25 protein-coding genes and 1 riboswitch are annotated in these 22,242 nt (G+C 50.4%); of the genes, 9 read left to right on the forward strand and 16 right to left on the reverse strand.

The window, feature by feature from the left end; genetic code table 11:
- Window positions 1-12: 12 nt before the first annotated feature.
- On the reverse strand, window positions 13-1,377 hold the full coding sequence (locus M1D61_RS17520) for an N-acyl-D-glucosamine 2-epimerase (protein WP_458119894.1): 1,365 nt from the start codon (window positions 1,375-1,377) through the stop codon (window positions 13-15).
- Window positions 1,374-2,081 (reverse strand): M50 family metallopeptidase, encoded by a 708-nt coding sequence (locus M1D61_RS17525; RefSeq protein ID WP_458119895.1) that lies wholly within the window; start codon window positions 2,079-2,081, stop codon window positions 1,374-1,376. The genes M1D61_RS17520 and M1D61_RS17525 overlap by 4 nt, the downstream gene beginning before the upstream one ends.
- 331 nt (window positions 2,082-2,412) lie before the next feature.
- On the opposite strand from M1D61_RS17525, the gene M1D61_RS17530 reads away from it, so the two are divergent.
- The 8 genes from M1D61_RS17530 (at window position 2,413) to cysC (ending at window position 8,588) form a co-directional block, all read left to right on the forward strand.
- The gene (locus M1D61_RS17530; RefSeq protein ID WP_046213228.1) at window positions 2,413-2,778 is read left to right on the forward strand and encodes a GIY-YIG nuclease family protein; all 366 of its coding nucleotides are present in this window, start codon (window positions 2,413-2,415) and stop codon (window positions 2,776-2,778) included.
- Entirely contained in the window at window positions 2,775-3,020 is a 246-nt protein-coding gene (locus M1D61_RS17535) for a hypothetical protein (RefSeq protein ID WP_458119896.1), read from the forward strand. Before M1D61_RS17530 ends, M1D61_RS17535 begins: the two co-directional genes overlap by 4 nt.
- 16 nt (window positions 3,021-3,036) lie before the next feature.
- The gene (locus tag M1D61_RS17540) at window positions 3,037-3,276 is read left to right on the forward strand and encodes a hypothetical protein (RefSeq protein ID WP_458119897.1); all 240 of its coding nucleotides are present in this window, start codon (window positions 3,037-3,039) and stop codon (window positions 3,274-3,276) included.
- Between the two features lie 332 nt (window positions 3,277-3,608).
- On the forward strand, window positions 3,609-4,532 hold the full coding sequence (locus tag M1D61_RS17545; RefSeq protein WP_458119898.1) for an AEC family transporter: 924 nt from the start codon (window positions 3,609-3,611) through the stop codon (window positions 4,530-4,532).
- 180 nt (window positions 4,533-4,712) lie between these two features.
- Window positions 4,713-5,489: a peptidylprolyl isomerase gene (locus M1D61_RS17550; RefSeq protein ID WP_458119899.1), complete on the forward strand. Its 777-nt coding sequence runs from the start codon at window positions 4,713-4,715 to the stop codon at window positions 5,487-5,489.
- Between the two features lie 204 nt (window positions 5,490-5,693).
- Window positions 5,694-5,787: riboswitch (cyclic di-GMP riboswitch) on the forward strand.
- A gap of 119 nt (window positions 5,788-5,906) precedes the next feature.
- On the forward strand, window positions 5,907-6,716 hold the full coding sequence (locus M1D61_RS17555; RefSeq protein ID WP_458119900.1) for a hypothetical protein: 810 nt from the start codon (window positions 5,907-5,909) through the stop codon (window positions 6,714-6,716).
- Window positions 6,717-7,029: 313 nt separating this feature from the next.
- Window positions 7,030-7,758 carry a polysaccharide deacetylase family protein gene (locus M1D61_RS17560; protein ID WP_458119901.1) on the forward strand — a complete coding sequence of 243 codons (729 nt, stop codon included), beginning with the start codon at window positions 7,030-7,032 and terminating at the stop codon, window positions 7,756-7,758.
- 209 nt (window positions 7,759-7,967) lie between these two features.
- Window positions 7,968-8,588 carry an adenylyl-sulfate kinase gene (gene cysC / locus M1D61_RS17565; protein WP_458119902.1) on the forward strand — a complete coding sequence of 207 codons (621 nt, stop codon included), beginning with the start codon at window positions 7,968-7,970 and terminating at the stop codon, window positions 8,586-8,588.
- A gap of 71 nt (window positions 8,589-8,659) precedes the next feature.
- Here the strand turns inward: cysC and M1D61_RS17570 are convergent, their stop codons facing one another.
- On the reverse strand, window positions 8,660-9,517 hold the full coding sequence (locus M1D61_RS17570) for a helix-turn-helix domain-containing protein (RefSeq protein ID WP_458119903.1): 858 nt from the start codon (window positions 9,515-9,517) through the stop codon (window positions 8,660-8,662).
- A 106-nt stretch (window positions 9,518-9,623) separates the two neighbouring features.
- Here M1D61_RS17570 and M1D61_RS17575 point away from each other — a divergent pair, with 106 nt between their 5' ends.
- Window positions 9,624-10,550: an aldo/keto reductase gene (locus tag M1D61_RS17575; RefSeq protein ID WP_458119904.1), complete on the forward strand. Its 927-nt coding sequence runs from the start codon at window positions 9,624-9,626 to the stop codon at window positions 10,548-10,550.
- Window positions 10,551-10,689: 139 nt separating this feature from the next.
- Here M1D61_RS17575 and M1D61_RS17580 read toward each other — a convergent pair whose 3' ends face one another.
- The 13 genes from M1D61_RS17580 to M1D61_RS17640 form a co-directional block, all read right to left on the reverse strand.
- Window positions 10,690-12,486 (reverse strand): ABC transporter ATP-binding protein, encoded by a 1,797-nt coding sequence (locus M1D61_RS17580; RefSeq protein ID WP_458119905.1) that lies wholly within the window; start codon window positions 12,484-12,486, stop codon window positions 10,690-10,692.
- The gene (locus tag M1D61_RS17585) at window positions 12,483-13,676 is read right to left on the reverse strand and encodes a nucleotidyltransferase domain-containing protein (protein ID WP_458119906.1); all 1,194 of its coding nucleotides are present in this window, start codon (window positions 13,674-13,676) and stop codon (window positions 12,483-12,485) included. Before M1D61_RS17585 ends, M1D61_RS17580 begins: the two co-directional genes overlap by 4 nt.
- A gap of 31 nt (window positions 13,677-13,707) precedes the next feature.
- On the reverse strand, window positions 13,708-14,172 hold the full coding sequence (locus M1D61_RS17590) for a lasso peptide biosynthesis B2 protein (protein WP_458122549.1): 465 nt from the start codon (window positions 14,170-14,172) through the stop codon (window positions 13,708-13,710).
- Complete coding sequence (locus M1D61_RS17595; protein ID WP_458119907.1) at window positions 14,153-14,455, reverse strand: lasso peptide biosynthesis PqqD family chaperone; 303 nt, start codon at window positions 14,453-14,455, stop codon at window positions 14,153-14,155. The genes M1D61_RS17590 and M1D61_RS17595 overlap by 20 nt, the downstream gene beginning before the upstream one ends.
- 101 nt (window positions 14,456-14,556) lie before the next feature.
- Complete coding sequence (locus tag M1D61_RS17600; RefSeq protein ID WP_458119908.1) at window positions 14,557-15,399, reverse strand: aldolase; 843 nt, start codon at window positions 15,397-15,399, stop codon at window positions 14,557-14,559.
- 376 nt (window positions 15,400-15,775) lie between these two features.
- Window positions 15,776-15,913, reverse strand: a complete 138-nt coding sequence (locus M1D61_RS17605) for a paeninodin family lasso peptide (protein WP_458119909.1) — start codon at window positions 15,911-15,913, stop codon at window positions 15,776-15,778.
- 57 nt (window positions 15,914-15,970) lie between these two features.
- Window positions 15,971-16,105, reverse strand: coding sequence for a paeninodin family lasso peptide (locus M1D61_RS17610; protein WP_458119910.1), 135 nt, complete (start codon window positions 16,103-16,105; stop codon window positions 15,971-15,973).
- Between the two features lie 62 nt (window positions 16,106-16,167).
- Window positions 16,168-16,308: a paeninodin family lasso peptide gene (locus M1D61_RS17615; RefSeq protein ID WP_458119911.1), complete on the reverse strand. Its 141-nt coding sequence runs from the start codon at window positions 16,306-16,308 to the stop codon at window positions 16,168-16,170.
- A gap of 66 nt (window positions 16,309-16,374) precedes the next feature.
- Window positions 16,375-16,512, reverse strand: coding sequence for a paeninodin family lasso peptide (locus M1D61_RS17620; protein WP_200897658.1), 138 nt, complete (start codon window positions 16,510-16,512; stop codon window positions 16,375-16,377).
- A gap of 29 nt (window positions 16,513-16,541) precedes the next feature.
- Window positions 16,542-18,494: an asparagine synthase-related protein gene (locus M1D61_RS17625; protein WP_458119912.1), complete on the reverse strand. Its 1,953-nt coding sequence runs from the start codon at window positions 18,492-18,494 to the stop codon at window positions 16,542-16,544.
- 55 nt (window positions 18,495-18,549) lie between these two features.
- Window positions 18,550-18,852 carry a hypothetical protein gene (locus M1D61_RS17630; RefSeq protein WP_458119913.1) on the reverse strand — a complete coding sequence of 101 codons (303 nt, stop codon included), beginning with the start codon at window positions 18,850-18,852 and terminating at the stop codon, window positions 18,550-18,552.
- A gap of 798 nt (window positions 18,853-19,650) precedes the next feature.
- Window positions 19,651-20,631, reverse strand: a complete 981-nt coding sequence (locus tag M1D61_RS17635) for an aldo/keto reductase (protein WP_458119914.1) — start codon at window positions 20,629-20,631, stop codon at window positions 19,651-19,653.
- Between the two features lie 315 nt (window positions 20,632-20,946).
- Complete coding sequence (locus tag M1D61_RS17640; RefSeq protein ID WP_458119915.1) at window positions 20,947-21,945, reverse strand: hypothetical protein; 999 nt, start codon at window positions 21,943-21,945, stop codon at window positions 20,947-20,949.
- Window positions 21,946-22,242: the final 297 nt, after the last annotated feature.

Genomic DNA, 22,242 nt, shown 5'->3' on the forward strand with positions numbered 1-22,242 from the left:
ATAGCATACAGGTTAGCTTTGACGAATGACCGTCACCCGTGTTTTGCGCGGGGTACGGTTGGCCTTGCGACCTTTGAGCAGCCACAGGTCCGGGGTGTCACGGATATCACGGATTTCCAGCTGGAAAGGTGCCGCTGGCAGCGGCCGGGTAAAACGCAAGAACAGCCGGTTGCCGTCCACTGCCGAGCGGCTGACTTTGCATTCCCAAGGCTTGCTCAGACCGGTGAATGGGTACAGCAGTACACTGCCGACCGAATCGGGGTTAATCCGCTTATTGTAGGTGATCATCACTTCATCTTCATCGAGCAGCAGCCCGGAAGACGGCAAAGGTGGCTCGGCATACATATAGCCGCCAATATGGTATTCATACGCGGTCCATGTCTGATAGCCAAGGGCATACGCCTGATGTTCAAAATCATCCACCCAGCGGCGTCCTTTGATCATACTCGCTTTGGAGCCGATATCCGCCTGTATGCCGAGCGGCAGATCCGGATATCGCTCCCGAATCGGTGCAGCGATCGGCTCGTATTCACGGATATAGTCGGCACCGATTCCCCTTTTCATCCAGTCCGGCCAGTGTGTCTGCAGTACATGCATATCCGGACGTACCCGATCGATCATAGACAGCGGGTCCAGTCCCTGCCACTCGCGCAGTTTCTCCGCCGCTTGCGCTTCCCGGACAGCGAGCGACCAGGTCGCCACCTTGATATCGGGACGCACCTGACGTGCCCCTCTTTCTCCATTCATTAACTCATCGATCAGATGGTTGACAGCATCGACACGCAGATCCGTCCATGCTTTGTAAATATCGGGGACACGTTTGTAATAATTGGAGGCCGACTCATCTACAAATTCGGGAATGTTCTCTCCGTACCGTTCACGAAAAGCCTGTCTGGCCAGCGGTCCCACATCGCCGTATACTCCGCGCGCAATGCCGTTCCATTCCGGGAAATACGGCTCGGCGACTTCCACCCCGTCGAACGGCACATTTTCCAGCAGATAGGAGAGTACTTCCTTTTTCCACTGGATATAATCCGCCGAGAAATGGGAAAAACGTTCGAACCCGTCATTGATCGGGCGCAGCAGCTCCATTTTCCAGGAAGCCCAGGATGGCGGTGCATGCTCTACGCTGAACGTTCCGTTGCCGAGCACCAGTGCCCAAACTGCAATCTCTCTTTTCTGGAGGGCTTCGACGAGCCACTGGTCGACCTTTTGCTCATTGACGACAAAATAGTGCACGGTCCGGTAACCAGCGAGCATTAGCTCATCCGCGATACTGTCCGGAGAACGGTCCGCATAATAAGGGAATAACGGATCAATCTGTATACTTGCGCCTCGCATCGCCCATGGGCGGCTGCGATAGATCAAATCATTCATCTGGCTCCTCCTCCTAATGTTGAAGAGCTGCCAATACGCAGCGGCTTACGCTGGCGCAGAAAGAGCTGGGCAGAGATTTTGGCACACCACAGCGAGAACCCGGCGAATACAATACCCCATACTACAGCAGGCAGCATAAACTGACGTGCCAATCCGGTCGCATCGCCTGCCGCACCCGGCTGGGTGACCGCCATAATCAGAATGGTCAGGGAAGACAGTACCGACTCTTCCAGTGTCAAAAACATAATGAGCAAATAATAGCCGTTGCGCAGCCACTCCGGACTGATCAGCATCAGAATGCTCACAATCACGAATCCGATCAGCCAGATAACTCCGAATCCCTGATGTACATACAACAGCAGCATAATGAGCGCTATACCGGCAGTTACGATAATCCCGATCCGCTGCTGCCGCTTGTGGTACAGATAGAACAGCCCGATGACGAATAACGAAGAACCCATATACCCAGCCAGCCCGATCGGCAGTCCGCTCCAGGCTGACGTAATCATCGAATAGGTGACGCCGCTGTGATCGGCATTGAGTTCAATCCGGTTGACCCGCCCGGAGGTCATCAGTGTCACGATCGCATGGCAGAACTCATGGATCATTGTATCCAGATTGCGGAACAGCGAGGAAAACGGAATCAGCCTCGTAAGAACAGCCGATCCGACGAGCAGCAAAATCAATTTAAGCCATTTATTCAATACTCCACATCCTTATATGCTTTTTCATTCTATTTGTGGAAAAAAGGGAGGAAATGCTTCCCTGTGCATGTTGGGTCTGTTTCCATATATGTTCAGCGCGCCTGGGGATAGGCGGCAAATAGTAGTTTCCTTTATTTTAACGTTCGCTATCGTGCAATACAATTGCCTCGCATTTTAGGTGCCAAACGCTTATTATTACCCATTTGCCAACAGCTTGACCTTCCAGCTGCATTTCTGCCATCCCGTCTAATTAATAACTAGACATTTATAATTATTATCTATATTATATTGGTATGCATCTATTAAAAGTCTATTACAGGAGCTGAACAGAATGGATCGCAGAAAAGAACTGCAGGAGCAGTACAAGGAGATGCCGATACAGGCTGGCATTTATGAAGTGCGCAATATTCCGGAGCAAAAGGTATGGGTGACCAGTACGCCTAATCTTCGCACCATTAATGGGTCTTTGTTTTCGCTGGAGCTGGGGAGCTTTATTCATCGGGAGCTGCAAGCGGACTGGACACGGCTGGGTAAGGATCAGTTTGAGGTGAATGTATTGGAAGTGCTGAAACCGCTGGAGAATCCGTATGAACGAATGAAGGACAAGCTGCAGGAAAAGGAAGAAGAATGGACCGAGCGTCTGCGCAGTGAAGGTGTTCATCTGTATCTGCCGCTCCAGAAAAACACTTCCGTATGATGGATCTGGATCATGAGCTGGAGCGGATCGCCGGGATTTCCTTTTTCGCTTCCCACGGTCAGCCGCCAACCGAAGAGCTGGCAACGCTGATCTCCTACCCGGCTTCGCCTTTTCTTTATAATATGCAGCTGCCGGATGTGCGGGAGGCCTTCATAGAGCCGGTACTGTCGGAATGGATGAAGCTGCAGCAGAAGGTACGCTGGCTGCCCTCGTCTCCAACAGAACCCGGCATCTTCTCATGAGCCGGAACTGCTGGAGATGCGCAAGCAGATCAATCAGGCGGTGCTGCGCCAGACCCGCAGTGCACGGCCTGATACGTTAGTCTGTCGGCCTCATGATTTTAAGACAGCTGCACGTCAGGCAGCCGCTTATGCTTATCGGCAGTACGCAGTGGAATGTTACTATGGTCTGGGCAGCTGCTGGCAGACAATGATCCGGCTGTATGAAGCAGGGCACTGGCCGATTGGATACAGTAAGGACACACTGGTATGGATATAGACGGGTCAGCAGACGGACAGTTCAATCCGCCTGGATCAGGCAGAAATCGGGTACATGGATTTCTGCCTTTTTGCTGTGCAGCGAGATGCCCTGCATATCCGCATACGGGATGATTGAGAAGCTGTTTTTCCCTTATATATATAACCGTATATACATAACTACAGCCCCCTTTTATTTGGAAGAGTAACTTCTGTCAAATCCCATGATTGCCTTTTTCGCATGGAAGATTATGTTATACTTTTTACCAGACTGCCGGGACAGAGAGACACCGGCACAGGAGTACTTCATGGCAACAGCTATAGCGATAACACACATAGAAAGAAGTGAATCCCTTGTTTTTAACCATTCTGTACAGCGTGGTTCTGCCGATCATCGTGCTGATCATCGTCGGTTCGGTGCTGCAGCGGATTTTCCAGCTGGATCTGTACACATTATCCAAAATCAATTTTTACTGTATTACCCCGGCGACAGTTTTTATGAGCCTGTATCATTCCAATATGAATCCCGAGCTGCTCGGCAGTGTTATTCTTTTTTATGCGCTGTATGTGCTGATTCTGTACATTCTCGGCTCCCTCACCTCAAAAATCATGGGCTACAAGGCCGGGAAAAAGGCGGCTTTTAATAACAGCATCATGCTGGACAACTCCGGCAATTACGGTCTGCCGGTCAATCAGCTTGTCTTCAGCGGAGAGCCGCTGGCGGCCTCCATGCAGGCGCTGATCATGTCGCTGCAGAGCCTGCTGACCTTTACATATGGAGTTATCTCCATCCAGGGTTCCCGGCTGCAGGGCAATTATCGCAGCGTCATTATCGGATTTCTGAAAATGCCGGTCCCCTATGCGCTCGCGCTCGGCCTGATTATGCATGCGCTGGCGCTTCCGCTGCCGACCGTACTCGCCCAGCCGCTCACCTATGCCCAGCAGTCCATGGTAGCGATCGCGCTGATCACGCTTGGCGCGCAGATCGTCAAGTACCCGCTGCGGCTCTATCGCAGTGATATCTATATCAGCATGGTACTGCGGCTGTTCGGCGGCCCGCTGATCGGGCTGATGCTGATTCTACTGCTCGATATGCATGGTATTCCGGCTCAGGCGCTACTCATCGCTTCCGCCATGCCGACAGGCGTCAACACGTCGATACTTGCGGAAGAATATCGCAATGAACCGGACTTTGCCGCTCAGACGGTACTAATCTCCACAATTGTCAATGTATTTACGATTACGGCGGTTATTGCCCTGTCCGGACATCTGCGGTAAATAAATTATCCGTTTATATCCATATTTGCTTCATCCCCCTGCCTTGGTTTAAAGTCATAGTATATGTCCTGCAGCACGGCCTGTCTGTTATGCGTCATATCCCGGTGAAATGCCGACCATTTCGCGTAACGGCAGACTGCGTGCCGAGGAACTTACAACCCATAAGGAGTGAGCACATCTATGCTACGCCAATCGCGTAAAAATGTTGTATTTGTACTCGTATTTGCAGCGCTGTTCCTGATCATCGCAGGCTGCGGCAACAACAATGGAACAGGCAGTTCCACTTCCGGCCAGACCGGAACTTCCACAGGCACGGAGACAAACGGCTCCAGCGGCAGCACCGGTTCTACGGAAAGCTCCAGCGAGGCCGGCTCTGCGGCGACAGATACGGCACAGACCGAATCCGCAAACGACAATTCCGCCGACTTCAAGCAGGCCAATGATCCAATCGTTACCGTTGAAATGGACGACGGCCAGAAGATCGAGATCGAGCTGTATCCCAAAGCTGCACCGAACAGCGTCAACAACTTTATTTCTCTCGTCAAAAAAGGATTCTATGACGGCCTTACTTTCCACCGCGTCATCCCGGGCTTCATGATCCAGGGTGGCGATCCCAAAGGCGATGGCTCCGGTGATCCGGGCTACAGCATTCCGGGCGAATTCAAGTCCAATGGCGTGCAAAATGATCTGAAGCATACGGCAGGCGTACTGTCGATGGCACGTGCAGGCGATCCGAACTCTGCCGGCTCCCAGTTCTTCCTGATGGTAGCGGACGCTCCGCATCTGGATGGTGAGTATGCCGCATTTGGTAAAGTGATCAGCGGCATGGATGAAGTCAACAAAATCGTCAATCTGCCAAGAGACGCGAATGACAAACCGGAGACTCCGCCTGTAATGAAAAAAGTAACGGTAGACACCAAAGGTGTGGACTATCCGGAACCCGAGAAAACAAAATAAGACAGCACACTGAACCGGCGCTTTCCACTGCGCCGGTTTTTTGTTGGTTTTTGTTCCAATAATACGTCCGCAATAAAAATGTCAATTTTTGTCGTCTAAATACGAATATTCTATTTAGAAACTTAGCTAATCTGACGATATATAGGCTATGCAATCTCCTTGAGAATGCATGCAGCAGTTGATGCTGACTATATTTTTTATCATATTTGATCAGGGCAAATTCACCGAAAGGTGAATACGCAAAGCCAAGGGTCTAAGGTGTGAGGGCAGGGTCACACTATGACAGCCGGTTGCCGATGAATACCTGATGGGGTATGACTCGAAGGAGTCCGATTCACCATGAGAAATACCGTATATTTCCGATACAAAATGGTTATCCTCTCTATAGTATTATTACTCTTGTTAGGAGGATTCCCGATGACACCCGCTCATGCCCAATCGACTCAGAAAGCGACCTGGCTGTGGAACACACAGCTCATTGTGGATTCTACGGCCAGTATTTTATCTTTTGCAACAGCCCAGAACGTGAATCTGATCTACCTGCAGGTCAATGCCGATCTGGAGGCTGATTACTACCAACGCTTCATCTCTGCCGCTTCTGCACAAGGAATTGCCGTGCAGGCATTAGATGGAGCCCCCTCCTGGGCGCTGGATTCCCGGCGTCATGAACTTCAGGCCACGCTTGACTGGATTGCCACGTATCAGAATAATGCCTCTGCAGATGAGAAGTTCAGCGGTATCCATATTGATATCGAGCCTTATCTGCTGCCTGAATGGCGCAGTGACCAGTCCAGCGTTATCGCCGGCTGGCAGCAAAGTGTGCAGCAGGTCGTACAGGCTGCATATACGCTGAATATCCCCGCTTCCGCCGATATCCCGTTCTGGCTGCATACCCTGCTGAACGCTGACAAATCTGCGACGCTCAGCAGCTGGATGATGCAGCAGTACGATTCCATTACGATCATGGCTTACCGTGATACCGCCTCCGGAATTCTGGATGTCGCCGAAGCCCAACTCGCCGAAGGTGATGCTCTCGGGACACCTGTCTATGTAGGGGTAGAGACCAATCCTTCTGCGGAAGGCGATAATATCACCTTCTACGAAGAAGGCTCTGCCTATCTGAATAACCAGCTTGCCAGAGTGGTCAAGCAGGCTGGCACACATGAGTCGTTTGCCGGAATTGCCGTGCATGATTATGCCGGCTGGTCAGCACTCTTGCAGCAATAAGAATAGAATCTATAACCGAAGCAGCGCGGAAAAGAGTCTTTCTCTTCCGCGCTGCTTCAGTTTATTTTATGTAATCGTCCATATACTGCAATAGTCTGTATATTGCGTAGAGATACGATGCGACTTACAGCCCACCAATCTGTCTTTAGGCCCGGTTTTTTAATTTGCAATATTTGCAATTTGACGTTTTTGTAGTTTCCTGGCGATTAATGTAACAAAAATGTTATGCAATAGTATCTATTTACGGAAGATTCATGGCTTCCTGTCTTGTTATGATGGATACAGAAAATTGCAGGTAAGGAGCGTCTTATTCATGTTACATAAGCAAAAATGGTTACTCGTTCTACTCATCGCCGTACTGCTGATTCCCCAGACAGCAACTGCTGCCAAGTCGGAAGGCGCCAGCAAAAACAAATCGCATTCATCCAAAGTGATCTATCTGACCTTTGACGATGGACCTACCGCACATACGATGCAGCTGCTTGATATTCTCGATCAGTACAATGCCAAAGCGACTTTCTTTATGCTTGGACCGCATATGGAGCATTTTCCTGCAGCGACCAAGCGAATTGTCAAAGAAGGCAACGGGCTTGGACTGCATGGTGTTACTCATGTGGTTAGCAAGTTCTACAGCTCTCCATACAGCGCCTACAAGGAAATGAAAGGTGCCAACGAGAGCCTGCATAAGGTAACCGGCAAGTACACCAGCCTCGTCCGTACCCCTTATGGCAGCAAGCCGTATCTCAAAAAATCCTACCGGGATATTATGCTGAGTACCGGCGGTTTCCATCTGTGGGACTGGAATGTGGATTCCCTAGACTGGAAATACAAAAAAGACCACCAGAAGGTCTGCAACAACGTCATGAGCGAAGTGAAATCCGCTGAACGCCGCGGCATGGACCCGGTTATACTGATGCATGATCAGCCGGCCACCCTCAAAGTACTGCCATCCGTACTCAAAGAGCTCAAGGCGCAAGGCTACCAGTTCAAAATACTGGACAAGCAGGTAAGCCCGCTGAACTTCTGGAATGACAGACGCTAATCCGCTGTAATGGCTCCCAGAATACAGCCATCAGCATAGATCGACCTCCACCCCCCATCCACAGCGAAGGATCTTTCGCTGCGGATGGGGGGATTTTATTTGCCGGAATTGTCATTCCTCCCTGTATCCGCAGATATCGCCTAGAGACAATCAGGAAGCATTGCTGTTATGATAAAGTAAATCCATCTGGTGAATAAAGGAGCATATTTATGACAGAATCACAGCGTCATGTAACAGCAGGCTATCCTTCTGTTACACGTGCCGATCGCGAACGGCATTATCGGCAAAAAGGACGGGTATTGTGGCTGACCGGATTGCCCGGATCAGGCAAGTCGACACTCGCTTTTGCACTGGAGCAGGAGCTGTTCCTGCGCGGCCAGCTCTGTTATGTACTGGACGGCGATCGGGTGCGGCAGGGGCTGAACCGTGACCTTGGCTTTGCTCCACAGGATCGCCGGGAGAATCTGCGCCGGATCGGAGAAGTCGCCCGTCTGCTGCTCGATAGCGGACAGATCGTTATCGCTGCCCTGATCTCGCCTCATGCGTCCGACCGGCAGATGGTCCGGGAGATGTTCCAGCCGCAGGACTTTTGCGAGATCTATGTCAACTGCTCACTGGAAGTGTGTGAACAGCGTGATCCCAAGGGACTCTATCACCGGGCTCGTAGCGGTGAGATTCCCGAGTTTACCGGGGTCAGTGCTCCCTATGAGGTACCGGAGCAACCAGAGCTGGTTATTAACACCGAGTTCCTGTCTGTCGAGGAATCCGTCATGCTGATCATGGAGACGCTGGAGCTGGCAGGCGTGCCAAGCATGGATGTATCGCGCTAATCCACTGACTGCTGAAGCTGCTCCCGTTCACAGCCATATAAAAGGATCTGGCTGATCGACCAGAAGCAGCTTCAGCTCCAATACAGTCTGCGGTACTCGGTCGGGGTCATCTTTTCCCTGGCCAGGAACTGCCGATTAAAATAGCTGACGCTCGGATAGCCCGCATCCTCAGCAATCTGGCCGATATGGCGGTCCGGTCGCTCCAGCAGCCACTGCTTGGCCATCTGCAATCGCGAACGGGTGACGAATTCCAGCGGCGTCATCTCGACCACACTTTTGAACAGACGGCAGAAATAATGCACACTCACACCTGCCCGGTCCGCCCAGTCCTGCAGCAGAAAAGGCTCACAGGCTTCCTGCTGCATCTGCGGCAGCAGGCTTAATATCCGGTTCTCTGCCTGGCCGGCCCGCCGGTTCTTCAGCGGCACTGCCTGATGGACAAATTCCGCCAGTACGGCATAAGTCAGGGTGGATAACAGTGCCGGGTGCAGCATCCGGTGCTGCTCTGCCTCTTCCAACAGAGCCAGATGCGCCATCTCCCATGCCTCCCGTTGACGCAGCGTCCACAGCAGATGCCGGTGAAATCCCCGCTCGATCATATAGTCATGCAGACGTTCCCCGTAGAAATGAACCCACCGTACATCCCACGGATCATCTTCACTGCTGTAATACCGCTGACGCTGATGCGGAAAATACAGCACCGCCTGACCGCTGCGCAGCTCATGCACCGTTCCTTCCACCTCCACATATCCTTTCCCGGCAGCTACATAATGAATATTGAAGTTATTCAGCGCTCCCTCTTCCCTCAGCACGGAATGTTCCGGCTGCTGATGGTAGTGTCCGACCGACTCAGGGAGACAAAAATACGGCTGTTCCTGCAGCGTAAGCAGTACCGTCTGTCTGATCTTCTTCACCTTCTCTAATGACAATATTGTGTTAACCTTATTCAATATATTATCATTTCCAAGCCTTTTTGAATTCATTATAATCACAATATACAAGTAAAATTTGCTCTGCGAAAGGAAGCGATGTCAAGTGGAATATATCCATATTGAAGGCGCCCGCAAACCGGTCTCCCGGCTGATCAAAGGCACTGACTATTTCAGGCATGATACGTACGAGAAAGCTGCAGACAATCTGGACGCTTTTCTGTCGATTGGCGGCAGTACGGTAGATACCGCCCATATTTACTGCGGCGGCGAGAGCGAGGAAGTGCTCGGCAAATACATGCAGGAGCGCAGTAACCGGGAATCCATCGTGATACTGACCAAGGGTGCGCATCATGACCAGAACGGACCGCGGGTGAATGCCGAAGCGATCCGCAGCGATCTGCTCACCAGCTTGGAGCGGCTGCAGACCGACTTTGTGGAGCTGTATGCCCTGCATCGTGATGATCCATCCGTTGCTGTAGGCACTATTCTGGAAGCGCTTAACGAACATCTGGAAGCCGGACGGGTCGGAGCGATTGGGGCTTCCAACTGGACCTGGCAGCGTCTGCAGGAAGCGAATGATTACGCAGCTTCCCATGGACTCACCGGCTTCAGCTTCAACAGTCCGAATCTCAGTCTGGCCAAAGCCAATGAACCATTCTGGCCAGGCTGTGTATCCGCTGATCATCAGATGCTGGACTGGCATGAACAGACGCAGCTGCCGCTGCTGTCCTGGTCGTCCCAGGCGAGAGGTTTCTTTACCGGACGCTTCACCCCGGAAGTGCGGGACAATGAAGATCTGGTGCGTGTGTTCTACAGCGACGGCAACTGGGAGCGCCTGCACCGAGCGGAGCAGCTAGCCGGACAGAAACAGACGACTCCGATCCAGATTGCACTCGCCTATGTGCTCAATCAGCCATTTCCAACATGTGCATTGATCGGCGCACAGAATCGTGAAGAGCTGCTGTCGTGTGATGAGGGTGCACGTATTGCCCTGTCCCGCGAAGAGGTAGATTGGCTGGATCTGAAATAAGGCTGGAAAGAAAGCATCAAATAAGCCGTTCCTATCGAATTTTTATGATCCAACCTGCTTGTTACCATTCAAAAAAGGAACAGATTAAACTGCTTATGCAGTCGTCTGTTCCTTTTTGTTAAACTATTATAAATGACTGTTACTGTGCAGCCGTCTGATACGCCAGCAGCTGGTGGAACGTGCCTTTGGTCTCGTTGGACAGCTGGTTGAATCCGCCCTGCTGTACGATCTGGCCTTGATCCATGACGATGACCTGATCGGCGTTGCGAATCGTGGACAGACGGTGGGCGATCACGATCAGCGTGATCTTGCCTTTCAGCTTCTCCAGAGCGAGCTGCACCTTGGCTTCATTCTCCGTATCGAGTGAGCTGGTCGCCTCATCGAGAATCAGCACTTCCGGCTTGCGCAGAATGGCACGGGCCAGCACGATACGCTGACGCTCTCCTCCGGACAGGCGAACTCCCCGGTCCCCAATGACCGTATCCAGTCCAGCGGGCAGCTGCCGCACAAACTCTTCACAGGCGGCAAAAGACAATGCTTCCCACAACTCGTCTTCACTCGCATCCGGCTTCACGAGCAGCAGATTCTCACGAATACTGCTGTGGAACAGAAACGGCTCCTGAGCGACATAACCGATCGAATTGCGCCAGGACAATAGGCGTTCTCCGGTCAGTACCTCTCCATCTACCGTAACCCGGCCTTCCTGCGGCTCCATCAGCCCCATCAGCATATCGATCAGCGTACTCTTGCCTGCTCCCGAACGTCCGGCGACAGCGGTCATCTGACCTGCCGGAATGAACAGATTGATATTCTGAAGGGCATTGCCATGCTCCTCACTGTAGCGAAACGATACCTGCTCACAGCGGATTCCTTCCTGCAGCGGCTGTACCGGTCCCTGACCGTAGCCGACCGGACGATACGATTCCTCGGCCTGTTCACATTCGGCCTGCAGCTTGGACAGTGCGCGGAAGGCAGGCAGCAATGCACCTATGTATTCCAGATACGACTGAATCCCGCTGAATCTCGGCCACAACCGGGCAAAGATCAGTACGATCAGCACCGAACGCTCTGGCTGCAGCTTGAATACCTGTGCAGACAATACGATAAAGCCCACGATAAACACAACCGAGATCAGCTTGTAGATAAGCTGTGTCGCCGAATTCAAGCGAATCTGCTGGATCAGGTTATACTCCAGCTTGTTGGCCATTTTGCGGAACCAGTCAAAATGCGATGCTTCCAGCATATTGCTTTTGATATCCTTGATACCATTCAGGTTCTCCTGAATCCCGGAGAAATAGTCCTGCGACAGCTGGGTCATCTTGTCCCCGTAGGACTTGGATCTGCGAACAAATTTGCGCGAATACAGCGCCAGCAATCCGCCGCCGATCATTACCAGCAGCGTCATTTTGAATGACAGCACCATGGCGAATCCGATCTGAATCACGGTAAACAGCAGCGAAGTGGACAGCATCAACACCAGATTGGTACCCTGGCTGACCCGGGCCAGTTCGGTAGTCAACATATGACTGAGATCCGCTTTGCGCTTGCGCAGGAAAAACGACCAGTTGGAGCGCATAATCGAGCGATATACACGCAGACGCAGGCTTTTGATAAATCCCTGCTGGATCTCGGCGCCCATAATCGCCTGCTTGCGCTGCATCAGTCCCTGCATAATCGTCAGCAGACTGTAGATGGACAAAATAATGATCAGCGTCGTGGTGACCGGCATTTGCTTGAGCGGTTCGAACAGTCCAGCCATCGGCAGCGTACTGCTGCCTCCGCCGCCAAATACACCAATCAGGCTGAGCAGCGGTACCAGCATATACAGGGTGACCATATCGAGCAGACTGATGACCAGCATGAGACCGATATAGAAATAGATCCGTTTACCGCCATATTGACGGAGTTCATCTACATAGCTGCGAAGCTCTTTCACTGTCCCACCTCCCGCTGCAAGGCACTGCGGCGCTGGTTACGACGGTACAGCAGCAGAAATGGGTGCAGCGGATAATACATGAAATGCAGCGGCTTAGGCAGCGGCAAGGTCTGCATATCCCAGGCATCCGGTGTCATTTTGCGCCACCAGAACAATGCTTTCTGTCCATTTGTACGCAGTGCGTACTGGTAGGAACGGTATTTCTTCGCGAGCTGCTCGGTCTCGGGTTCCGGGCAAAGGCTTACCTTTTCCCGAATAAAGATAATGACCCGCTGGGCCAGATCCTTCGCCCGCGGCCGATTCATCAGCACTTCCATCTGCAGCGTTACCGGTGTCTCGAGCAGGGAAGCCGACAGCAGGAATGCCTGTCCGATAATATGACTGCATTTGTACTGGCGAACAAGACGGCTCAGCAGTTCCCAATCGATATCCATCTGGACCAGCTTGTCTATATCGGCCAGCCAGCGCAGCCGGAACCAGGCGTGACGTGCTCCATGAACAGCGAGGTAGATCAGCAAATCCTCCTTGCCGAGCATATGCACCGCTGTTCCGCCAAATGTCAGCGTCTGTCTGCGTTCCCACAGATCAGCAAAGCTCTGCTCGGCGCCGGCATCCCCGTTCAGCCGCCAGTGCAGCTCGATTTCCACCCCGGTGCGTTCATGGGTGTAGGATTCATGATTATAGCGCCATTTCCACTTATCCAGCGTCCGGTCTACTGCCTGGGTCTTGGTATAACCAAGCTCTACCAGCGCCTGCTCCGCCTCTTCGATGCGGTCCATAGGTACGAGCACATCCAGATCCTTGGACGTGCGGCGGGACAGATCACCATACAGCAGCTGGGCCAGTACCGGTCCTTTGAGCTGCAGAGCCGGAATATTCTCATCCGAGAGCTTCTGGCTGACCTTTTGCATCTGACCGCTCAGCTGCAGCATCGTAAATGTATTATGGTGATATCTGTGATTCAGCCACTGCATCGTTTCCTTAGGCAGCAGTTCGCTCTGCCGGGACAGATGCGCATGGATGGTCGGATAGACCCGGTGGTGCATGGACAGCGAACTGAACTCCTGCCAGTCCAGCGCAGATTCCACGCCAGCCAGTAACAGGTCAGCAGGCTTATCCTTCATTGAATCCAGCATCAGTTTCAATTCGACAGGGAAGTTCCGTAGATCAAGGCCCCATTCCTTATTCATGGCTTACTCCTTTATTCTGTATTCGTAATAATCAGTTAAATTGCTTGGCAAAACGTCCGACAACCGTATACTGTTCGATTTCCTTGGCGCCGGTTAAGTAAAAGCGTCCGCTTCTCAGCCACGCATGGGCGGCATTGCTGCCTTTGGCGTCACGACGCATGCCCAGATAGAGCGTGCTCGGCAGCTTGCGGCGTTCAAGCATTTTCATCGCGGCAAAGGCCATAACGAGACATTCCGTTTCCCAGAACACATGCGGACTGACCAGATGCAGCGCTTTGGAGATCTGTACCGCCTCACGATGGGCATCCCGATCCGACTCATACGGGGTCTCCTGCATGTAATCACCGAGAGAAGGCGATACTTTGGCAAAAGGACGCATCTTCATGATACGCCCCCAGGCCAGGTAGAACAGGGCTTCCAGCATCAGCTTGCGCATCGAAGCCGGATAGCTGCGCAGTTTGGCTACTTTGGACAATTTAGCGAACGGCTGCGCCATTGACCTCAACCAGCCCTTCCTGCAGCATTTTTTCTACAAATGTTCTCACCTGCTGCTTGCATACTTCCGGTTCAACTTCGTATTCCTGTACCAGTACAGCTGCAATCTCATCGACAGTAACAGGATTTTCGCTGATATCCCAGATTCGGCCTCCAATAGCGCCCAGATTGTAATATTTGCCGGATTCGATATCCAACATGACTTTTTCTCCATTCATATCGCTGGCGATATAGTTGGAATTCTGGGTGATTTTCTGTTCGGCATTGATCAGGTTTTTAGACATTAATGGTTCCCCTTTCGCTCGTAAGCTGGTATATGGTCAGACATTGGTATCTCGATATAGGGTAGGCTTTTTATCTCCTCGGCCCATTCATCTCTCTGCCTTCAGGCATTGCTGCCGGAGCGGGATGCGGCGTGATTTTTGGAGCGGATAATGTCCAGTACCTTGTCCATGATGGCCGGTGCGGTAAAAGCCGTTGTCGAGCGCTCGATCTGGTACGCGTCCAGTTCCCCTGCCAGTGCGGCAATCTGGGAAAAATGACGTTGCTTCAGCCCCAGGCGCGGCACGATCGCACCGCGGAACGTATGGGCCAGCATAATATGAAGCCGTTCCAGCCGGTTCAATTCCGTAATTCTCGCTTCCGGTGCATCGGTCTTCACCAGTTCAAACACTCCTGCCAGCGGCACCGGCTGATTGTAAAAGCGGTCGCCGACCGGAATTGCGAATTTATCATATTCGTCATGCAAGGTCGAATACTGATCCGATGACATCCCGAAATGATTCAAACTCTCCTGCCACAGCTTCTGCTGCGGGTAGGCCGGATACACATGGGGTACTCCATTCTCATAATTTACGGCAATCACATCATCGGTGATCAGCGGATAGCCAGCCTGCATAAAAGTAGCCGCAAGCGTCGACTTCCCTGCTCCCGAATGACCGACAAAGGCATACGCCTGACCTTCGATTAGCAGCGCACTGCCATGCAACGGGAAAATGTCACGCTGCATCAGCAGAATGCCCATGCAGGTGCCCAATACAAACAGGCGCAGCTTAGCTTCACTGACCTGAGGGGATGGGTCAATTACGATACTACTGCCCTCATGAATACAGAAAATGCCGGTATCCGGCATCTGGAACATAAAGCCTGGCGGCTGCATCGTAAAGTTGGTCTCACGGGTAGAGATCGCTTCCGCCCACTGGGATAGATCCGCAAAGCGGACAGTCACATCAGCTGATCTATTTGTATTATTAACTTGCTGTAGCTCAGGCAAGGAAATTTCGCTTTTAATTCGCAGACCAAAGGCTTGGTATACGGTTTGTTGGATCGTGTTAATAGTAATAACCTCCCGATAGGTTCCCTTGCTTACTGCTTCAGGAACTTAATGCACACCGGTGATTCCATCATGCCAAAGTCCTGTTGAAGAAAATGGACCCTTATACATTTTTGGGGTATAAGGGTCACTTTGAGAATTACATTGTTGCCGGTCTTACGAAGCAACACAGGTTGCTTACCAAAAACAATCAGCAAGACTTACGCAAATCTGCATCATTTATATTCGACTTCGTCGATGACCTTTCAGCCTTCACCTGGCACTAAATCAATTAGCTGCCCGGATTGTACAGGTCTGCGTCATCATAAGTGACCCAGTCAATTGCTTTCCAGCCTTTACCTGCCGCAGTTTCGTTCATTTCCAAAACTTCCAGCGCTGGAGCTTGCCATTGCATTTTTTCGTTTTTCATCCTGTGTTCCTCCTTACTCGTTAAATAGAATGATTTGCTATGGATAAGATATGGAAATCAGCTCGGGTTGTACAGGTCCGCATCGTCGTAAGTAACCCAGTCGATGACTCTCCAGCCTTTACCTGCCGCAGTCTCATGAACATCCAAAACTTCCAAGGTTGGTGCTTGCCATTGCATTTTTTCCTGGTTCATTGATATTTCCTCCTCAAATGTTTTGGATTCAGGGGTGAGCCTGTTACTTACATGTAAATAGATTAGCTGCCAATTGGGTTGTAGAGATCCGCATCGTCGTAAGTAACCCAGTCAATGACTTTCCAGCCTTTACCGGCTGCTGTTTCATTGACATCCAAAACTTCCAGCGTTGGAGCTTGCCATTGCATTTTTTCGTTTTTCATGAGATTTTCCTCCTCAAATGTTTTGGATAGATTGGTCGTGCAACTTACCCCTTTAACATGCGACAATTAGCTGCCCGGGTTGTACAGATCGGCATCATCGTAAGTAACCCAGTCAATGACTCTCCAGCCTTTACCAGCTGCAGTTTCATTCACATCCAGGACCTGCATTTCTGGAGCTTGCCATTCCATTTTTGTCATGTTCATTATTCACCTCCTTTATAGGGTATACCTTGCTATGCTAAGCTGCGGATAAAGCGTCCCACGATGAGACTGCGCATCAGCAAGCGTGTAGCCGGATTAAATGCCGCTTCAGCGGTTGGTGAATCTCCCACTTCCTTCAGGGCTTCCATAATATTGCCGGTGTTCATCCACTGCGCAGCTGCCGGGTCCCGGCAGATCTCGCGGATCTCGCTCGTAAAAGCAGGCCACATCGGCAGCATACGCTGTACCCAGTCGGCAGGCTGCAGACCGCGTACTTTCTGATTGAGCCTGATCTTGTCCGGCAGATCTCCGGCTGTTGCACGCCGGATAAGCGCGCGATCCATTCCATTTTGCACATACTGGTTATATGGAACCGACAGACAGAACTTGATAATCCGCGGGTCGTTGGTTGGGTCGCGTTCCCAGACACCGTAGCCCATTGAGATCTTGGAGGTGACTGCACCGTCCTTGTTGGCCGTCGCCAGGTTGGAGAACTTGCCAAGCCGGATATCCTGATCGCTCATCGTATCACTGCCGACCAGATCAAGCTCGGCCCGTCGTACTCGCTCCGCCATTCCGGTTCGCTCCGCCAGCTCCGGATTAATCCATTTCAACGCATCCGGCCGTCCCAGATCGCGGGTACTGCGGCTCAACTGGGGAAAGGCGGACTGATGAATCTGCTGAATGATCTTCTTGCGCCGTATGCCGGCATTCTGACTGTACAGCTTCATTTCCTGATACAGGCGAATCCACTGGAATTTCTTGAGCATCTCACCATAATATTCAATCGCCGGTCCCCAGGAGATCGTAAAGTTCCCCCGTGCTCCCGTGAGCAGTACACCTGCTCCCTGCTTCTGCGCCTGTTCGAAAATGCCGCGAATCCAGAAAGAGTTCTCAAAGTACTTGTAAGGCATCTCCATCAGGGCAAGCCAGTGTTCCACTTCACTAAGGGGACTCCGATCGGCAAAATTCATATACGTATCATGCACAGGATGGATTTTGCTGACATGTCTCACGGTCTCTTCAATATACGGCCGTTCATTGGCCATGAGGCGTGAGGAGGTCCAGTCTTTGAAGCCGGGAATGGGCACAAAGCTGTATGTATGAATCGGCTTGTTCTGACCGGATAGAATTTTCGCGGCATAGCTGACGACGCTGCCGGAATCAAGTCCACCGCTCAGTGTAGCTGCTACGCCATGGCGGGTACGCACCTTCGCTCGTATGACCCGTTCAAATACGTCGCGGAATGCTTCCACATACTCGCCATCCGACTTGAGCCGCAGCGGTTCATCCGGCAGCAGGGTTCCGTACTGGTAAATGGATGATTTGTCTGCAGACAGTATCATCGCATGTGCCGGAGGCAGCTGATTGATCTGCTCGTATACTGTTGCCTGAATATCGGTCGATTCTTCCATAGCGACTGTCGTCAGGAATTCCGCCATCCACGGAGTGGATAATTTCTTGCTCACATCCCCGGTCTGGAAAAGGGCTTCCATCGTACTGGCAAACATGAACTTCTCTGCGGTCTGGTAATAGTAGAGCGTCCGGTTACCGGACCAGTCTCTGGCCAAAAACAGCTGCTGTCTGGATTCATCCCAGATAGCAAAGGCGAAGTCGCCGTTCAGATAACGAGGCATCTGCTCGCCCCATTTATCATAGGCATGCAGCAGCAGCATGATATCGGGTATATCGATCAGGGAAGCATTTAATCCCAGCTGGCCGAACAGCTCCTCACGATTATCGATAATGACATCGCCCGTGATCGCCATTCGTCGAACCGCATCATAGTAGGGCACTTGCTGATTCACCGCTTCCGGTGTCACCCACTGGTCATGGCAGCCGAGGAAAAGATGCTCCCCCTGCCATACTGCCGAAGCATCAGCAGGATATTTCTCCATACTCTGCATCATACGATTGCCCTGCTGCTGCAATTCTTCGCTGTTATGCCGTCCTGCCATGTCCCAGATTCCAGCTGTTGCACTCATGCCTGCACCCCCTTTGGTGGTTAGTTATTTCAATATCTGTGTATTTATAAATCAGTTACTGTATTGGTGTGGAATAATAAACTCTCGGCATCTCATGCAGCAGCTTTTTACTGTACTGCTTGAGTTGATCGTGCTGCTTCCTATAATGCAGGAGACGCCGTTGATGATGCTCAATAAAAGAGATTACCTGGTATACCTCTGTCTCCGTCAGCAAGGCATCGGGCAAGGTACAAGATATGTACTTGTCTGTTTTGCTGCCATTCAAACCGCTGGCAGCCAGGGGCCTGAATCCGTCTGATTGCTGCGCACGAATCAACTGTTTATTTAATAAGTTAGTTTTATCATCCGCAATTATCATCTGATTTCTCCCTCCTGTCCACTCTCTTGATCTGCTGCGAACAATTACATCTGTTGTTAGACCTGAACCATTTACGAAAAAACGTAAAATCATCGCTTCGACAAACTCTGCTTGGATGAACGGTTTGTTTAACAGGTATACAGGTTGTTAATTAATCACCGAGCAAATTTACTCATTGTTACCTTTACCCATTTGTTATTCGTTTTGAATAACTTTATTGATTTGTAACATATTATATACTCTAATCGAATAATTTACATGATAAATTTTCCAATTATTAAGATAAATTATTTTTTTCTTTGAATGAACAAATGCTGAGAGACCTAGGCTGGTATAGATTCTTATCTAACATTTATGGTATTTTAAGTAAAAATAATTGCAAAAAACCTTATATCATAAGGGTATTTGCTAACTTATAATCATGGTCTATTGTTACTTTTTTTATTTTTATTCTCTTTGGTAATAGGACAATAGTAAGCGTTTAATTTTATTACATTTTTGTTACAAAGACATTTTAATTGTAATCAATTATGCTATTTATCCCAACAAAAGATCGTATGTTCCCTTTATATACCTAATTAAAATATTTAAAATTTTAGCTATCTGACTGAGTTTATATCCGTATTCATGCCTTTTACTGACCTCCTATGTAATCTTTTAGCTATTATCCCATTTATTTTTATGTTGTCACCCTGTCTTCAATCAGCTGGGCCATTTACTTTTTTAAGTATCATTTTCAAGAAAAAAAGAGCAGGGCTGTAGTTATGCCCTGCTCTTTGCAACTGCTTTTCGAATCTTTTATGGCAAGGATTCCCCTCTTGCGCTTACATACAGAGTATACCATTCTTCCCGGGTCATCAGCTGAGATTGGCGTTCAGCATCCTGGCAGGCCTGGATCCGCTGTGGATTGGCCGTACCGATAATCGGTTGGATCATTGCCGGATGACGCATCAGCCAGCCGAGCACAATCGCTTCGGGAGTTGTCTCCTTTTCATTCGCCAGCTGCTGTACGAGCCGGGCCGTCTCCTGAATATGCTTTGGTTCCTCTTCCGCATTGCGGCCGGAGAATTTGCCCTGTGCGAGCGGTCCCCAGGCCTGAAGCTGAATATCCTGTGCACGACAGTACTCCATCAATCCCTCTGCAAAGTTTACCGCTGTGCCCGCCGCCTGATTCACATGTACACCCTGATCGATAAAGTGCAGATGTCCGAGACTCATCTCCAGCTGATTAACGGCAAAGGAATCCGGTATCGCCTGCTGCAGGAAAGCAATCTGTGCAGCACTCATGTTGGATACGCCAAAATAGCGTACTTTACCGGAAGCTTTGAGTGCAGCAAAAGCTTCGGCTACCTCTTCCGGTTCCACCAGCGGATCCGGGCGGTGCAGCAGCAGTACATCCAGATACTCGGTGCCCAGACGCTCCAGACTCCCATCGACTGAATTTAGAATATGTTCCCTGGAGAAATTAAAACGGCCAGGCAGATCATCGTCCTGCAGCTGAATCCCGCATTTGGATTGGATGACGATCCGTTCGCGCAGTTCCGGGCGGTTATGCAGCACACGTCCGAATACCTGCTCTGCTTTGCCTTTTGTATAAATATCCGCATGATCGAACATGGTGATGCCGATCGACAGCGCAGCATCCACCGCTGCTTCCGCTTCCTTGACATGTTCATCGGTAAATGGCGTCTGATCCCAGCCGCCTCCAAAAGGCATACAGCCCAGAGCCAGACGACTGCTTGAAATTCCGCGCCGGGCCAGTGGCATAATCTTGGTCATTGTATTTCCTCCTGTCTATGATAGCGCTCTTATTCTATCCTATGTTCTCATAATTGCATCGGTGAGCACAAGCTATCGTATTATTACCCATAAAATAGGCAGAAGATATGGCGATTCCCTTCAATGGACGTACACCGAGCTTATCCGATAAGGTCCAGACCCTGTCCGCAACAAAAAAGGAGCAGCCTATGCAGAGGCTGCTCCTTTTTACATATCGTACCTATATCATCTTATGTTCCATACTTCTGTTATCGCTCTACTATATATAGAGAAAACGGTATTCAAACTGCTGCTGCTCTCTACGTTTACTCTTTATTAATACAATTCCAATTCATTCACTACAATCTGAGTCGGGCCGGAGTTGCGGTTAATGATCAGTTTGTACGCCTTGTAGGCACTATCGTTATCTACAGCATAGATTTTCTTTTGGCCTGGCTCCCAGCGCATGGAGGATTTCACTTCATGAATGACTTCTTCCCACTCTTTGCCGTCATTGGAGCCTACCAGCATCCATGATACCGGAGCCGTCGATTTGCTGGTTACCGCGATCGCATAACCTTTGATCACTTTTGGACTGGCAAATGTATAGGTCAGGGATGCATCTACATAGCGCTGTGCATCGGATGTCCAGGCACTGTCACTGCTCAGTGAATGATCAAATACTTTCCAGGCGGACTCTGCATTCACAGATGCTGTAGCTGTACTGCCAGCTGCGAGACCTGTATTGCCGGGTGTCGCTGAAGGAGCGCTCATGGCCGGGATGACATTGGTATTGCCGTCAAACTGGGCCAGTTCCAGCTCATTGATGCCTACCCATTTGCTGCCGTTGTTGCCGGTAATGAAGAGGGCATAACCCGAGTAAGCAACATCATTATCCACTTCGAACGTACGTTTTTCACCTTTTGCCCAGCCGCTTTGGTTGGACTGCTCATCGATTACGAGCCAGTTGTTGCCGATCTTGCCGGCGAACTGCCATTTTTTTGGTGCATCTGCCGCATCATACGTATCTGCCTGTACTGTATATTTATTGACAACCTGCTTCTGGTTCAGTTCGTAAGACAGGCTGGACATGCCGCCTGCCGGTGCTCTCCAGTAGCTGTCGCCAGTTCCGTTATTGTCAAAAGCTCTCCATGCTTCATAGCCTGTTTCTTCTACACTGGCTTTGGCTGTACCGTTGCTGCCAACACTGCTGCTTAGTGCCGGTACGATATCTCCACCATATTGCAATGCATGCGCTGTTCCACCCTGAAAGACAGTCCCCAGAAACAATGCGCCAGCCAGTACCATTCCGTTTTTAAAAGTAAGCAATCCCATTTTAAATCTCTCCTTTTGAATTCAATCGTTCTTTATATTTGTGATAAAGCGGATGGGATAGCTTTCTGTAGAAGTGCAATACATCATCGAGTACCAATTACAGTTCCACTCCCATAGAACCGTCTGAGTTTAAAGACTGATGTTACTGTCTACATCCATTTCTCCCCAAAAAATGAATGAATATTTCCCTGACGGTTAAATAACCATATTTTAGATTGTTGACTCACTTGATTACATATTATTTTATATTTTTCCATTTTTATTCACGCTTTTATCATCCCTGTTTTTTGCCCAGCC

The sequence above is a fragment of the Paenibacillus sp. Z6-24 genome (assembly GCF_054161335.1).